Origin of the sequence: Cyanobium sp. CH-040, assembly GCF_024346135.1 — a bacterium.
GTDB lineage: Bacteria > Cyanobacteriota > Cyanobacteriia > PCC-6307 > Cyanobiaceae > NIES-981.
Genome location: NZ_JAGQCJ010000015.1, coordinates 35,975 through 49,930, shown reverse-complemented (window position 1 = coordinate 49,930; position 13,956 = coordinate 35,975). Strand labels below are relative to the sequence as shown.

Annotated in this window: 13 protein-coding genes and 1 tRNA gene; 6 read left to right on the top strand and 8 right to left on the bottom strand. The window is 69.3% G+C overall.

Annotation, left to right across the window (positions count from 1 at the left end):
* The first annotated feature begins 256 nt into the window (after positions 1-256).
* The 3 genes from KBY90_RS12555 to KBY90_RS12545 all read left to right on the top strand — a co-directional run bounded on the left by KBY90_RS12555 (position 257) and on the right by KBY90_RS12545 (position 2,440).
* On the top strand, positions 257-649 hold the full coding sequence (locus KBY90_RS12555) for a hypothetical protein (RefSeq protein WP_254968980.1): 393 nt from the start codon (positions 257-259) through the stop codon (positions 647-649).
* 47 nt (positions 650-696) lie between these two features.
* Complete coding sequence (locus tag KBY90_RS12550) at positions 697-1,197, top strand: hypothetical protein (protein WP_254968979.1); 501 nt, start codon at positions 697-699, stop codon at positions 1,195-1,197.
* A gap of 337 nt (positions 1,198-1,534) precedes the next feature.
* Positions 1,535-2,440 (top strand): hypothetical protein, encoded by a 906-nt coding sequence (locus tag KBY90_RS12545; RefSeq protein WP_254968978.1) that lies wholly within the window; start codon positions 1,535-1,537, stop codon positions 2,438-2,440.
* Between the two features lie 71 nt (positions 2,441-2,511).
* On the opposite strand, the gene KBY90_RS12540 is transcribed toward KBY90_RS12545, so the two are convergent.
* The 4 genes from KBY90_RS12540 to ftsH form a co-directional block, all read right to left on the bottom strand.
* Positions 2,512-2,584, bottom strand: a tRNA-Ala gene (locus KBY90_RS12540).
* An 88-nt stretch (positions 2,585-2,672) separates the two neighbouring features.
* Positions 2,673-3,302: a transcriptional repressor LexA gene (gene lexA, locus KBY90_RS12535; protein ID WP_254969007.1), complete on the bottom strand. Its 630-nt coding sequence runs from the start codon at positions 3,300-3,302 to the stop codon at positions 2,673-2,675.
* 106 nt (positions 3,303-3,408) lie between these two features.
* Positions 3,409-4,362 carry an ornithine carbamoyltransferase gene (gene argF, locus KBY90_RS12530; protein ID WP_254968977.1) on the bottom strand — a complete coding sequence of 318 codons (954 nt, stop codon included), beginning with the start codon at positions 4,360-4,362 and terminating at the stop codon, positions 3,409-3,411.
* Positions 4,363-4,424: 62 nt separating this feature from the next.
* Complete coding sequence (ftsH, locus tag KBY90_RS12525; RefSeq protein ID WP_254968976.1) at positions 4,425-6,308, bottom strand: ATP-dependent zinc metalloprotease FtsH; 1,884 nt, start codon at positions 6,306-6,308, stop codon at positions 4,425-4,427.
* A 162-nt stretch (positions 6,309-6,470) separates the two neighbouring features.
* Between ftsH and KBY90_RS12520 the strand changes: the two genes are divergently transcribed.
* Entirely contained in the window at positions 6,471-7,100 is a 630-nt protein-coding gene (locus tag KBY90_RS12520; protein ID WP_254968975.1) for an SOS response-associated peptidase, read from the top strand.
* The gene (locus tag KBY90_RS12515) at positions 7,097-7,579 is read left to right on the top strand and encodes a DUF427 domain-containing protein (RefSeq protein ID WP_254968974.1); all 483 of its coding nucleotides are present in this window, start codon (positions 7,097-7,099) and stop codon (positions 7,577-7,579) included. The genes KBY90_RS12520 and KBY90_RS12515 overlap by 4 nt, the downstream gene beginning before the upstream one ends.
* Here KBY90_RS12515 and KBY90_RS12510 read toward each other — a convergent pair.
* Positions 7,545-8,609 carry a mechanosensitive ion channel family protein gene (locus KBY90_RS12510; RefSeq protein WP_254968973.1) on the bottom strand — a complete coding sequence of 355 codons (1,065 nt, stop codon included), beginning with the start codon at positions 8,607-8,609 and terminating at the stop codon, positions 7,545-7,547. The genes KBY90_RS12515 and KBY90_RS12510 overlap by 35 nt on opposite strands.
* A 50-nt stretch (positions 8,610-8,659) precedes the next feature.
* Positions 8,660-9,718: a bifunctional diaminohydroxyphosphoribosylaminopyrimidine deaminase/5-amino-6-(5-phosphoribosylamino)uracil reductase RibD gene (gene ribD, locus KBY90_RS12505; protein ID WP_254969006.1), complete on the bottom strand. Its 1,059-nt coding sequence runs from the start codon at positions 9,716-9,718 to the stop codon at positions 8,660-8,662.
* 134 nt (positions 9,719-9,852) lie between these two features.
* Here ribD and KBY90_RS12500 point away from each other — a divergent pair, with 134 nt between their 5' ends.
* On the top strand, positions 9,853-10,896 hold the full coding sequence (locus KBY90_RS12500; RefSeq protein WP_254968972.1) for an AI-2E family transporter: 1,044 nt from the start codon (positions 9,853-9,855) through the stop codon (positions 10,894-10,896).
* Here KBY90_RS12500 and KBY90_RS12495 read toward each other — a convergent pair.
* Both KBY90_RS12495 and KBY90_RS12490 read right to left on the bottom strand, forming a co-directional pair.
* The gene (locus KBY90_RS12495; RefSeq protein WP_254968971.1) at positions 10,848-11,405 is read right to left on the bottom strand and encodes a DUF3122 domain-containing protein; all 558 of its coding nucleotides are present in this window, start codon (positions 11,403-11,405) and stop codon (positions 10,848-10,850) included. The two genes, KBY90_RS12500 and KBY90_RS12495, sit on opposite strands and share 49 nt — an antisense overlap.
* 6 nt (positions 11,406-11,411) lie before the next feature.
* Complete coding sequence (locus tag KBY90_RS12490) at positions 11,412-13,943, bottom strand: GH116 family glycosyl hydrolase (protein ID WP_254968970.1); 2,532 nt, start codon at positions 13,941-13,943, stop codon at positions 11,412-11,414.
* Positions 13,944-13,956 lie beyond the last annotated feature (13 nt).

Here is a 13,956-nt window from a genome sequence, read left to right as displayed (position 1 = left end):
CCTCCACTGGTCACCAACTGTCGCCACTGGTCAAGAAGTCTCAAGTGTCTCGGACCTTGCTCTGTGGTTCGAACAGAGTGAGGTCAGAGATGAGATGAGCTGACCCGGGCTGCAGGGCTTCGCTCCGCAGTTCATGACTCCGTAGGGATTCGCACTCCCTGGCTGGCCTGCTCCAGAAGAGCAGGGAGGAGAAGATTACGAGAAAGAGCCGCGTAACCAGAGCGCTCAACCCGATGCAAGTGGGAGGGTTTCGATCATGGGCAAGGTATTCACGTTGGATGGCATCAACCAGGATCTGCTGAAAGGGTCCCGCGGTGATGACATCGTGCAGGGAAGTCCCGACAGGCCTTCGATCAGGAATGGTAAGAGAGGCGAGATTAGGCTGCTGCAGGGAGATGACATCATCCGCAGCGAAAAAGACATTCTTATTTATGGAACGATAAGCCTGGAGAGCGGACGGGATGTGATCACGGGCGTTAGATCAGTTTCTCTTTTGTACGACTGGAAGGAGGGGCTGTACACAGGCTTTGTCCGAACAGGCAGGGGTGCCGATCGGATTGAGGTTTCAGGGGGTCCTCTCGTTGTCGGAGAGGATGCTCATCTTGGGATGGGGGTGGCAACGATGAGATTCTTGCCCAGGATCTGTTGATGGGCCCTGGTTTTCTTCGCACTGGAGCTGGAGATGATCGTATTGATGTGGGCGACGGCAAGATCATCGCTCCCTTCTACGCTCGACTTGAGCTTGGCGATGGTGATGACACCCTCATTGCCCGCGGCGGCTTGGAGGCTACAAGTGAGGGGACAACTGTGTCTTTCGGCACTGGCAATGATCTTGTTGATTTCTCTCAAGGAGGAATTGATACGTTTGGCGGTAAGACCGGTATCGAAACTGCCTTGAATCTTGGCTCTGGTGATGATCGAATCATCGGCTTCCCACAAGTTCCCGAGCCCTGGCAGTTGGATAGCCTTTGGACTAGCCCGGCAGGTGTTGTTCGGGGAGGCAAAGGCAGGGATGCGTTCGTGCTGCCGGAAGGGGTATATGAGATCAGCGCAGATCGGATCAGCACTAACGAGACATTCTTGCCAGTGGCTGGATTCAACCTCCTGGAAGGGATCAACGGCGGGCGGTTTTCCTATGCCCCGGGCATCCTGACCGTGAATGAGAACGGCATCGCGTCGTTCTCGCCTGGGTTGTAGAGTCACCCTGGCTGAGTGGGCGAGCATCCACCTATTTTGTGGCCAGCTACGGGCGCGTGAATCAGCCCGCCCGTTGGCGGGATCTCCTCTTCGCTACTGTCAGGCGAATAGGTTGGTCTTGTCGGACAGCCGGGTTGGCGTGGGACCGTTACGATCCTTGACGGTGGAACCATCTGGCTCTGGCGCCCAGTCAGATTGAATGCAGAGATAGGGAAACGCAGAGCTACGGAGTGGATCGACAAGTCAGAATTCATGATCTTGGTGATCTGTCGATCTGATTGGCCTGGTTGAATCGATGATTTTCTGAAGACGTATCGTCCGAGGAGGCGTGTTAATCATGGGCAAGGTATTCACGTTGGATGGCATCAACCAGGATCTGCTGCTTGGTTCCCGCGGTGATGACATCGTGCAGGGAAGTGCCGACAAGCCAGGTGTCTGGAACGGCCGCAGGGGGGTTATCCGTCTGCGGCAAGGTGATGACACGATCCGCAGCCGCACCCGCATCCGTCTGTATGGGGAGACGTCCATGGGGGCTGGGGATGACCTCGTCACGGGCCGAGAGTCCATCGGTTTGCGTGCCGTCGACAACTTCAACGGCAGCCTGGATCTGGGGCGCGGGCATGACCGGGTCGAGGTGACCCACGGATCCCTGGTTGTTGGTGAGGACAGTTGGGTGAACACCGGCGCGGGCAACGATGTGATCACAGGCGCCGGACTGTCTCTTCTGGGTGGATTCCTTGATGCTGGGCCCGGCGATGACCTGATTGATGTGGGCGCTGGCCGCATTTTCGCCAGCCTTGCAAGCGCTTTGATGGGTGACGGTGATGACCGGCTGGTGGCTCGTGGGGGCTTGCGCTTGAGCGATGCCGGCGTTGACATGGGCGCCGGAGACGACACGGCCGATGTGGGCGCTGGTGGGATCGATCTCTGGGACTCGGAATGGGACTCGATCCGCCTGGGCGGTGGCAATGACCGCCTGGTCGGCTTTGCCGCCATCCCTTCGGCCGAGTTTCCGCCCAGCAGTTCCGGCGGGGTGGTGAGAGGCGGCAGGGGCAAGGACTCGCTGGTGCTGTCGGAGGGTGTCTACAGCGTGACGGCCAATCGCGTCAGCACGGCTGAGACCTATCTGAATGTCGCCGGATTCAATGTCCTGGAAGGGATCAGCGGCGGGCGGTTTTCCTACGCTCCCGGCGTGTTGACGGTGAATGAGAACGGCATCGCCACGTTCGTGCCTGAGCTCTGAACGTGCTAAAAACTGATGTTGTCTGGAGTCTGTCTGCGCCCAGAAGGCTGACGCAGGTTCTCAAATTCAAGTGGAGCCAAGCGGACTCGAACCGCTGACCCCCTGCATGCCATGCAGGTGCTCTACCAGCTGAGCTATGGCCCCTTGTTGAGTGCGGGCGTGGGTGCGGGGTGGACCCCGGCGCTCCCTCGTGAACCGCTCCGTGAGCTTACACCGTGGCCGGACCGGCTCCTCAGACCTGCCGCCACACCGCCACCAGGCGGCCCTGCACCGTCACCTGGTCAGCAGGGAGCTCGATGGGCTCGTAGCTGGCGTTGGCCGCCTCCAGACGCACGGTGGAGCCCTGGCGGTGGAAGTGCTTCAGGGTGGTGCCGCTGCCGGGCACCAGGGCGCTCACGATCGTGCCGGGCCTGAGGCGGGAGGGGTCGTGCACCGGCTCCATCAGCACCACGTCGCCGTCGGCGATGTGGGCGTCCACCATCGAGTCACCGTTGACGGTGAGGGCGAACAGGTCGCGCCCCCCGACCGCGGCCTGCAGGTCGAGGTGCTCGCGCACGTCGTCGAAGGTTTCCACCAGGCCGCCGGCCGCCACCGCCCCCAGCACCGGCACGCCGCTCGTCTCCTGGCCCAGCAGGCGCAGGGTGCGCGCCTGGCCTTCCTCCCAGGTGAGCCAGCCCTTCTGCTGCAGGAACCGCAGGCGGCTCTGGATCGGCGCCGGCGAGCGCAGGCCCATGGCCTGCATCATCTGCCGGATGGAGGGGCTGTGCCGGTGCTCGCGGATGTACCCCGCCAGCCAGTCGTAGAGCTCCTGCTGGGCGGGGGTGAGCTCCTGGCGCTCGCCACGGCGGGGATCGACGCCCAGCCGGGCGCCCAGGGATCGGGACGGAGACAGCACCACGACCTGCGGGGATGCGGCGGAACTGATACAGATGTACCCGCCGGTGAGCGCTTTGTCCAGTCCTTCGGGATCAGAGTCCGCCCAGCAGGGCCACCAGCAGGGCCTGCTGGGCATGCAGGCGGTTCTCGGCCTGGTCGAACACGCGGCTGGCGCTTCCCTCCATCACGCCGGCGCTGATCTCCAGCCCCCGGTAGGCCGGCAGGCAGTGGAGCACGATCGCCCGGGGGTCCGCCTCGGCCAGCAGCTCCTCGTTCAGGCACCAGCCGGCGAAGGCCCGCTGTCTGGCGTCCTTCTCCTCCTCCTGGCCCATCGAGGCCCACACGTCGGTGTAGAGGGCATGGGCGCCGCGCACCGCCGCCACCGGGTCGTGGATCACCTCCACCACCGAGCCGCGCTCGCAGGCGAGCTGCCGGGCGCGCTCGAGGACGGCGGCGTCGGGGGCGAAATCCGGCGGGCAGCCCACCCGCACGTTCACCCCCAGCAGGGCGCCGCAGAGCATCAGCGAGTGGGCCACGTTGTTGCCGTCGCCCACGTAGCTGAGGGTGAGACCTGGCAGCGCCCCGAAGGCCTCCTGCAGGGTGAGGTAGTCGGCCAGAGCCTGGCAGGGATGCTCCAGGTCGGTGAGGGCGTTGATCACCGGGATCGAGGCCCAGTGGGCGTACTCCTCCACCTCCGCCTGCGCGAAGGTGCGCACCGCCAGGGCATCCACGTAGCGGCTGAGCACCCGGGCCGTGTCGGCGATCGGCTCGCCCCGTCCCACCTGGCTCACCGAGGGGTTGAGGTCGATCACCTGACCCCCCAGCCGGGCCATGGCCACCGAAAAACTCACGCGGGTGCGGGTGGAGGCCTTGCTGAAGATCAGGCCGAGCACCCTGCCGGCGAGCTCCACCCGCCGATGGCCGCGTTTGAGGTCACCTGCCAGGGTCAGCAGGGCCCCGGTCTCCTCCGCGGTCAGGTCGGCGGAGGAGAGCAGGTCGCGGCCGCGCAGCTCGGCCAGACAGGTGATGGCTGTGGCGGACTGCATCGGGGCCACTGCAAACACCCCTTATGCGGGATCGAGGGGCCCGGCGTCAAGAGCGCACCGCCTCAGGCGGCCACCGCAGCCTCCTCCGGCATCGTGCTGCTGGCCAGGAGATCCTTGAGCTCGTCGCCTTCGATCACTTCCTTGTCGAGGATCTCCTGAGAGATGCGCTCCAGCAGATCGCGGTTGTGGCGCAGGATCGCCAGGGCCCGGTCATGGGCACGATCCACCAGGCCCCGCACCTCCTTGTCGATGGCCTGGGCGGTGGCATCGCTGACCACCCGCCGTGGGTTGGTGGGGCCGCCGAGGAAGCGGCTGCCGCCCTGCTTGTCGTAGGCCAGGGGACCGAGGGTTTCGCTCATGCCGAAGGTGCCCACCATCTGCTCGGCGATGTCGGTGGCGCGCTGGAGGTCGTTGGCGGCGCCGGTGGTCACCTCGCCGAACACCACCTCCTCGGCGCTGCGGCCGCCCAGCAGGGTGGCGATCTGGCCCTCGAGATCCTCCTTGGAGTTGAGGAAGCGCTCCTCGGTGGGGAGCTGCAGGGTGTAGCCCAGGGCGCTCATGCCCCGGGGCACGATCGAGATCTTGGCCACCTTGCTGCCACCCGGCATCAGGTGGCCCACGATCGCGTGCCCCACCTCGTGGTAGGCCACCACCTTCTTCTCGTCGGGCTGCAGCACCCGGCTCTTCTTCTCGAGGCCCGCCACCACCCGCTCGATCGCCTCGTTGAGGTCGCCCTGCTCCACCGAGGTGCGCATGTTGCGGGCGGCCAGCAGAGCGGCCTCGTTCACCAGGTTGGCCAGGTCGGCACCGGCGAAGCCGGCCGTGGCCTGGGCGATGCGGTCGAGGTCCACACCCGGGGCCAGCTTCACCTTCTTCGCGTAGATGTCGAGGATGGTGCGCCGGCCGGAGAGGTCGGGACGGTCCACCAGCACCTGGCGGTCGAAGCGGCCGGGGCGCAGCAGGGCGGCGTCGAGGGTCTCCGGCTGGTTGGTGGCCGCCAGCACGATCACCGGTTTGTCCTGGGCGGAGAAGCCGTCCATCTCCGTGAGCAGCTGGTTGAGGGTCTGCTCGCGCTCGTCGTTGCCGCCGACCACGCCCATCGAGCCCGAACGGCTCTTGCCGATGGCGTCGAGTTCGTCGATGAAGATGATGCAGGGCGCCTTCTTCTTGGCCTCTTCGAAGAGGTCGCGAACGCGGGCGGCACCGGCGCCCACGAACAGCTCCACGAATTCCGAGCCCGAGATGATGAAGAAGGGCACGCCGGCCTCACCGGCCACCGCCTTGGAGAGCAGGGTCTTGCCCGTGCCGGGAGGGCCCACCAGCAGCACACCCTTGGGAATGCGGGCGCCGATGGCGGCATAGCGCTCGGGCTTCTTGAGGAAGTCGACGATCTCGGTGAGCTCCGCCTTGGCCTCATCGACGCCGGCCACATCGGCGAAGGTGACCCGCGATTCCTCATCGGGCACGTACACCCTGGCCTTGCTCTTGGTGAAGCTCAGCGCCCCCTGGGCACCGCCGCCCATGCCGCTGCGGCGGGCGAAGAACTGCAGCACCAGGATGAAGATCAGCGGCGGCACCACCCAGCTCAGCAGGGTGGTGAAGAAGTTCGGTTTCCGGGGCGGCGCCGCGGCGAATTCCACCCCGTGCTGCTCCAGCCGCTGGGGCAGATCCATGTCGAAGATCGGCGTGGTGGCCAGCACCGTGGGCGCCCCCTCGGCCGGGGCCTCCTTGAGCTCGTAGCGGATCTGATCGGAGGTGATGTAGGCGCGGCGCACGGTGTCGTCGTTCACCTGGTCGATGAACAGCGAGTAGGGCACGCGCGGCACCTGGGTGGCCGGATTGGGCAGGAAATTGCTGAACAGCAGCAGCACGCCGAAGCCGATCAGCAGCAGGTTGATCAGGCCGAAGCGCCGGCTGGGGCGGTTGTCGTCCTGGCGGATGGGCATGGCGCGCGGCCTCAAGCTCGGCTCAGGCTAGGTCTGCTCGCTGGGGGCCGATCCGCTGCCGGGGGGGGAGAACCGAATCCTGCCGTTCGGTCGGGGCGCCCCGAACTCGCCGGACAGGGCGGAGAGGGGCAGACTTCTGCGGAGCGGAGGCGAATCGAGCCGATGTGCGGTCGCTACGCGCTCACCAGCAGCCTGGATGCCCTCCTGCCTCGCCTGCGCGGGCCGCTGCCCGAAGGGCTGGTGGAGCACTACGCCCCCCGGCCGCTGATCCGGCCCGGGGAACCGCTGCTGATCCAGCGCCAGGAGCAGGGGCGGCCGCGGGTGGATCTGGCGCTCTGGGGGCTCCTGCCGGCCTGGGTCCGCGATCCCCACGGAGCCGCGCGGCCGATCAACGCCCGCAGCGAGACGGTGGCTGAGAAGCCCAGCTTCCGGGGCGCCTGGCGCCACCGGCGCTGCCTGATCCCCGCCGACGCCTTCTTCGAGAAGGGTCACCGCATCGCCCGCCGCGACGGGGGGCTGTTCTGGCTGGGGGGGTTGTGGGAGCGCTGGCTGGGCCCTGACGGCGACCAGCTGGAGAGCTGCTGTGTGCTCACCACGCGGCCCAACGACCTGATCGCGCCGATTCACGGGCGCATGCCGGTGGTGATCCCGGCCGGAGCCGAGGGCGCCTGGCTGCAGGCCGCCGACGGCGGGGCACTGCGGCGCCTGCTGCCGCTGCTGGAGCCCTGGGATCCGGCCGGCTGGCAGCTGGGACCGCTAGACCGGCCCCAGCTGGATCTGCCGATGCCATGAGCGAACGGGTGTCTGACTACCCGCGGCCGCCGGCCCTGGCGGCCAGCGGCGAGCTGGTGCGCGTGGAGGCCCTGGGGCAGGTGCTCGCGGAGACCCGCCGCTCCCTGCGGGTGCTGGAGACCTTCCATCCCCCCACCTACTACCTGCCGCCGGACGCCGTGCGCCAGGAGCTGCTGCAGCCCTGCCCCGGGGCCACGTTCTGCGAGTGGAAGGGGGTGGCGCGCTACTTCGATGTGGTGACGGATCCCGGCGGTCCCGCCGAGCGGCGGCTGCGCCGCGCCGCCTGGACCTACCCCGAGCCCAGCGCCTCCTTCGCTCCCCTGGCGGGCTGGATTGCCGTCTACCCCGCCCTGATGGACGGCTGCTGGGTGGACGGGGAGCGGGTGATCCCCCAGCCCGGCGGCTTCTACGGCGGCTGGATCACCTCCCGGGTACAGGGACCGTTCAAGGGCGACCCGGCCCACCCGGAGCTTGTATGAGCGTGCGGGTGGGAAAGGGCATGGCGGCGCCGTGGGCCGCCACCACCTCGCCGATGCGCAGCAGCAGGTCCTGCCGCAGAGCCCAGCCGTCGAGCACGTCGCCGCTGGTGGCATGGCAGAGCAGGCGCAGATCCAGGCTGGACTCCCCGTAGCCGGTGAAGTTCACGGCCCTGGTCTTGTCCTGGTCCACGCCGGGATGCTGAGCCAGTGCGCGCTCCAGGTCGGCCACGATCGGTTCGATGCAAGGACGGTCGTCGTAGCTGAGGCCGAATTCGATCCAGATCCGCCGCTTGTCGGTCTCGGCGATGTTGGTCACCGGATTGGCGGAGAAGATCGTGTTGGGCACGAAGATCGGTTGACGCTCCAGGGAGCGCAGCTGGGTGTAGAACCAGCCGATGTTCTCCACGCTGCCGGTGAGGCTCTCGTTGGGAATCTCGATCGTGTCCCCCACCACGAAGGGACGGTTGATGTACAGCATCAGCCCGCTCAGGGAGTTGGAGACGATCTCCCTGGCGCCGAAGCCCACCGCGGCTGCACCGAAGCCTCCGGCGGTGACCAGCACCGCCGCCGACACGCCCAGCAGGCGCATCACCTCCAGCGCCAGCACCACCAGGGCCGTGATGCCGATGAGCTTGGTGAGCACATCGAGCAGGAAGATCCGCTCCTTCTCGTCCAGCGCCGGCAGCAACTGGGCGGCGTAGCCGCTGCTGTGGGCGCTGATCTCTCCCTTCCAGCGCAGCAGCGTCCAGGCCACCCCCAGCACCAGCAGCAGATCGCGGATCTCGCGCCCGTCGCGGTCCAGGGCGATCAGCGCTGGGGAGAGCAGGGATCCCAGCCACCAGCCGAGCGTGCAGAGCAGGATCGTGACGGTGACGCTCAGCCGTGCCGCCAGCAGCAGGCCGCGCACCATGCCGCCGCGCCGCAGGCGGCGGGCCACAAGATTGATCACCAGCAGGCTGATCAGGCTGAGCGCCAGGCCCGTGAGCGGCAGCTGCAGATCGAACGGCAGGGGAGTGGTGGGATCCGGCATCGGCTCCTTTCCAGAGGACTTGCAGATGCCACCTCCGCTGGTTGGCCCCCTCAGGGAGCCTGGAGTCGCCAGAGCAGGTCCGCTCCCAGACGGCGCGGATCCTCAGCCAGCCAGGACGGCACCTGATCCATTCCAGTGAACCCCAGCTCACCCAGCGGTGTGCGGGCGGGGGTGCCACCCATCACTCTGGGGGCGATCACCGCCGCGATCCGCTGCACGCAGCCATCCCGCAGCGCCGCCGCGGCCAGCTCGGGGCCGCATTCCCACAGCACCTGGTTGCAGCCGCGCTCGGCCAGGGCCTCCAGCAGCGCCCGCGGTGTGCAGGCCGCCAGCAGCCGCCGCTCGATCCCCCGCTCGTCCAGCCGGAAGCGGCGCTGGGGCGGTGCCCCCACGCCGTGGGCCACAAGGGTGCGGGCCTCGTCCTGGTCCCAGAGGCGGGCCTGGGCAGGCAGCTTCAGGCTGCGGCTGAGCACCACCCGCAGCGGCTCCGGCCGCCGCAGGCCGCGGCTGGTGAGCAGTGGATCGTCGGCGCGCACGGTGCCGCCGCCCACGATCACCGCATCGCAGCGGCTGCGCAGCTCATGCACCCACCGGCGGGCCTCCCCGCCGCTGATCCACTGGCTGGCGCCGTTGCTGAGGGCGGTGCGGCCATCGACGCCCATCGCCCACTTGAGGATGCCCAGAGGCCGCCCGCTGGCCTGGCGGTGCAGGAAGGCGGCGTTCAGCTGCCGGGCCTCGGCCTCGCACACCGCGCTGATCACCTCCACGCCGGCCGCGCGCAGGGCGGCGACGCCGCCACCGTTGACCCGCGGGTTGGGGTCGGTCATGGCGATCACCACGCGCCGCACCCCGGCGGCGATCACCGCCTCGCTGCAGGGCGGCGTGCGCCCCTGATGGCAGCAGGGCTCCAGCGTCACCACCAGGGTGCCGCCGCGGGCCCGCTCGCCGGCCTGGCGGAGAGCCACCACCTCCGCATGGGGCTCCCCGGCCCGGGCATGGAAGCCCTCGCCAACCAGCGTGCCGGCGGCGTCGAGCACCACCGCCCCCACCAGGGGGTTGGGGCTGGTGTGCCCCGTGGCCAGGGCCGCGAGCTGCAGGGCTCTCTGCATCCAGGGGCGCCAGCGGGCGGCCTCCGGGCCAGGGTCCGTGCCGGGGAACGAGGTGTCGGCTGTCATGGTGACCAGCCTGGCCCAGCGGCGCGACCCGTCTCGATCAGTGTGGGGTCCCCACGCTGTCCACCCCCATGCCGTCCAGGGAGGACTGGAAGCTGCCCTCCAACCCCCAGCTGCTTCGCTTTCTGCTGCTGGTGGCAAGCGGCTGGGCGGCCATGCAGCTGCTCGCCACGTTTCAGGTGGTGCTGCTGCTGTTCAGCGCCGCCGCGGTGCTGGCGGTGCTGCTGAATGTGCCGGTGCGCTGGCTGGGCCGGCTCCTGCCGCGACCCCTGGCCATCGCCGTGAGCGTCACTGCCGCGCTCACCGCCGGACTGGGGCTGGCCTGGGTGCTGGGCCTGCAGCTGGTGAGCCAGGGCAGTCAGCTGCTCGCCCAGCTGGAGGCGGTGATGGCGGATCCGGGGCTGCCCTTCCGTGCCCGGCTGAGCACCTATCTGGACCAGCTCGATCTGGAGCGGATCATCGAGCTCGTGCGCTCCAACTTCGACACCGGCATCGGCGTGCTGGGCGGTGCGGTGGGGAACCTGCTGGGCCTGGTGTTCCTGGTGGTGCTCACGGTCTACATGCTCGTGGACGACGGGCGGCTGTGGCGCTCGCTGCTGCAGCTGCTGCCGCCGGAGCGGCGCGCTCAGGTGCACCGCAGCGTGCGCCGCAATGTGCTCGGCTTCCTGCGCGGGCAGATCACCCTGGTGATCTTCCTCACCAGCACCAGCCTGCTGGCCTTCGGCCTGCTGGGGGTGAGGTTCCCCCTCATCCTGGCCATCGTGGTGGGGGTGCTGGACGCGATCCCGGGGATCGGGGCGACGCTGGGGGTGATCATCATCAGCGCCGTGGTGCTGGCCACCCAGGGGTTCGGCATGGCCGTGGGCGTGCTGCTGGCGTCGGTGCTGCTGCAGCAGGTGCAGGACAACGTGCTGCAGCCCAGGGTGATGGGCCGGGTGCTCTCGATCCCGCCGCTGGTGGTGTTTCTGGCCCTGTTCCTGGGGGAGCGGATCGCCGGCCTGCTGGGCATCTTCCTGGCCATCCCGGTGGCCGGCATGGTGGTCAACTGGCACCGGGACCGCGACGGTCAGGACCCCGCCAGGCCGGGCGGGGCGGAGGGGAGCGCCGATGGCTGATCGCTTGCCAGGCTGCGCCATTCGGCCACCACGAACGGCGGTACGGGCAGCTCGCTGAAGACGCCCGGCAGGGCCAGCCGCAGGCTGCGGTTCTGGCCCAGATCGGCGAGCAGAGGGGCCAGGTCGAATTCGGCCGCGGCGGCCCTCCCGTCGGCGGCCAGCCGGGGATTGCTGAGGGTGAGGTCGGCGAGCTGCCAGCGGCGCCGGCCGCTCCGCACCGTCAGCGGGGTGGGGTGCTCCAGGCGCACCCTGCCGGGATAGCCCACGATGCGCAGCTTCAGGGTGCCGCCGGGCGGTCCCTCCCGGTAGGCCACCAGTTGCCAGCTCCGGTCGTCGAGGTCGCGCAGGCTCTCGAGGCTGCGCAGCACCGGCTGCCCGACCTCATCGCTGTGGGCGTGCAGCTGGGCACCGGCGGGCTGGGGGGTCAGCAGGTTCAGGCCCCCCAGCAGGCAGATCAGGATGAGCGCGGCGCGGAGGGAGACCCCGAGCAGGACGGCGCGACGGGCCATGGCGCCTCAGCCTGCCGGGCTCAGGGCCGGCCGCCCGGCCCCCGGGATCGGTTGCCAGCCGGTGTGGGTGGCCCAGAGGGCCCAGATCGCCATGGCGCGCAGGTAGTGGCAGGCGCGGAAGGTGTGCACGGCCGTGATCGCCTCGGGGGTGCGGAACTGCAGCCCGCCCGCGTACACCTGCTCCACCACGGCGCCGGTGATGGCGAAGGCGGTGCCGGTCTCGCCCATCAGCCGGTAGTAGGCGGCCAGGCCGAAGTTGATGCCGGTCCACACCTCCAGGGGGTGGGTGCCGTTGGGATCGAGGGGGGTGCCGTCGCGGCGCAGGCCGTTGGCCACGCCCAGTTTCCCTGCGTTGAAGCGCTCGAAGCAGGCCTCGCGGATCGCCCCCAGGGCACTGCGGGCCCGCTCCTCGGCCACCACCGGCGGCAGGTCCAGCAGCCGGGCGTAGAAATCGCCGCAGAGCTGGTCGGCCATCACCACCGGCGTGCCGCTCTCGGCGTCGATCTCGTAGTACTCGCCGTTCCAGAGCAGCCGGTCGAAGTTGGCGCGGCTCTGCTCCAGCCAGCCGCTGAACTGCCGCTGCTCGCCGCTGGTGTCCAGCCCCAGCTCCAGCTGCAGCCTCTGGCCCATGGCCAGGGCCGCCTCCAGGGCCGCGATCCAGAGAGCGCCGCAGTAGGCGCTCACGCCCTTGAGCGGCCAGTCGTCGAAGGTCTGGTCCGGCGCGCCGCCGTTGTCCGGCAGGCCGTCGTTGTTGGCGTCGAAGGTTTTCAGGTAGCGCAGGGCATGCACCGCCGCCGGCCAGCAGTCGGCCAGGAAGCGCAGGTCCTCGCCGCCGGGGGCCAGCCGGAAGGTGCGCCACACCTGCAGCACGAAGTCGCTGGCCAGGTCCTTCCAGAGGTTGCAGTCCTGGTAGGCGGTGTAGTTGCTGGCGTCCCAGGGACGCTCGTTGGGGGCGCCCAGGTCGTGGGGGGTGGCGCCGGCCACCTTGCGCGGCGCCTCCACCCGGCCCTTGCCCTGGGTGAAGTACCAGCCGATCGGCCGCGGCGTGGGGTCGGCCGCCGGGATGGCGCGGGCGAAGCTGCGCAGCACGGATTTGTCGAGCTCCGGCCAGAGCTGCAGCAGGGCGAAGGAGCCGTAGAGCCGCACGTCGAGGCTCTCGTACCAGGCGTAGTCCAGGCACTCCAGCACCCCGAAGCGGCCCACCGGATCCTCCGGGCTGGCGGCGGTCCAGAGACTGCCGCCGGAGGCCAGGTCGTAGAGCTCGTTGAACAGGGCCATGCGCAGGGGCTCGGGCAGGTCGTCCCGCTCCAGCACCGGCTGCTGCCAGGCTTCGATCGCCGTGTGCCAGTCGCGCCAGTCGCGCAGGGCCTCGGCGGCGATGGCGGCGGCGCTGGTGCCCTCAGCGCCAAAGAAGTCGGTGTAGCGGCGCAGGCTGCGCGTGCCGGTGGCGAAGGCCGTCACCGGCAGGTCCCAGCTGATCACCAGCGGGATCTCGATGCTCTCGCCGGGTTCCAGGCGGCAGCGCACGGCCAGGGCGGCGCTGGCCGGGTCGTGCTCGCCGCTGGCGCGGTCGTTGTTGCTGTCGGCAATCGAGCCGTCGCGGGCGAACGGCTCCCAGAGCTCGGCGCCATCGCTAGCCGGGTTCCAGCGGCTGCAGCGCTGGATGGTGAGGCCCGGGTGGCGCTGCTCCAGGCCGGGGTCGGTGGCGATGCACCACTGGCCCTGGCCCTCGCCGATCGGCGCGCTGCGCTCGCCGTCCAGCAGAACGCCGCACAGGTTGTCGATGTCCACCCAGCGGTTGCGCTGGCCGGCGCTGCGGCCGACCGCCGGCACGTAGTTGTGCTCGGGGCTGCCGTCGTCGCGGAAGTGCACGGCCGCCGCCGGATCGGTGTTGGTGAACCAGCCGGTGGTGTTGCGCCAGCTCAGCAGCAGCGAGAGATCCAGCGGCTGGCGGCCGGGGTTGCGCAGGGTCCACACGAACACCGCCACCGGGTAGCTGCTGCGCCGGTAGTCGCCCGGCAGCACCGGACTGAAGGCCTGGCAGCTCACCTCGGCGTCGAACACGCCGCCGTAGTGGGTCCAGCTGAGGGGATAGCGGGCGGCGTAGGTGCCCGTGGCCTGCTCCGGCGTGCTGGCCGGATACCAGCTCCAGGAGCTCAGGGGCTCGCCGGCCTCAGGCCGGGAGGCGTCGGCCTCGGGCTTCACCGCCAGGGCGTGGGCGCGGCTCTGCCGGCCGTCGCTCTCGAACAGCGCGAACTGGCAGTCGGGAATGACGCCGAACCAATGCTCGCCGCCGTCGAGGTGCCAGAGGTTGAAGGAGCCGTCGGGGGCGCGGCCGATGCAGCCCGCCCCGAATCCCCCCAGGGGCATGCCGTGGTTGGGGCCGTCGTCGAGGTTGCTGGCGTAGCGCACCGTGTAGGGCCGCTCCCAGCCCTGGCCGAAGGGTCGGCTCCAGCTGGCCGCGGGGGGGCGCCAGGGCCTGCGGCCGCGCCCCCCGCTCAGCAGGGACGTGAGCGCGGGAATGCCGGGGCGCGCCATGGTCAGGAGGACA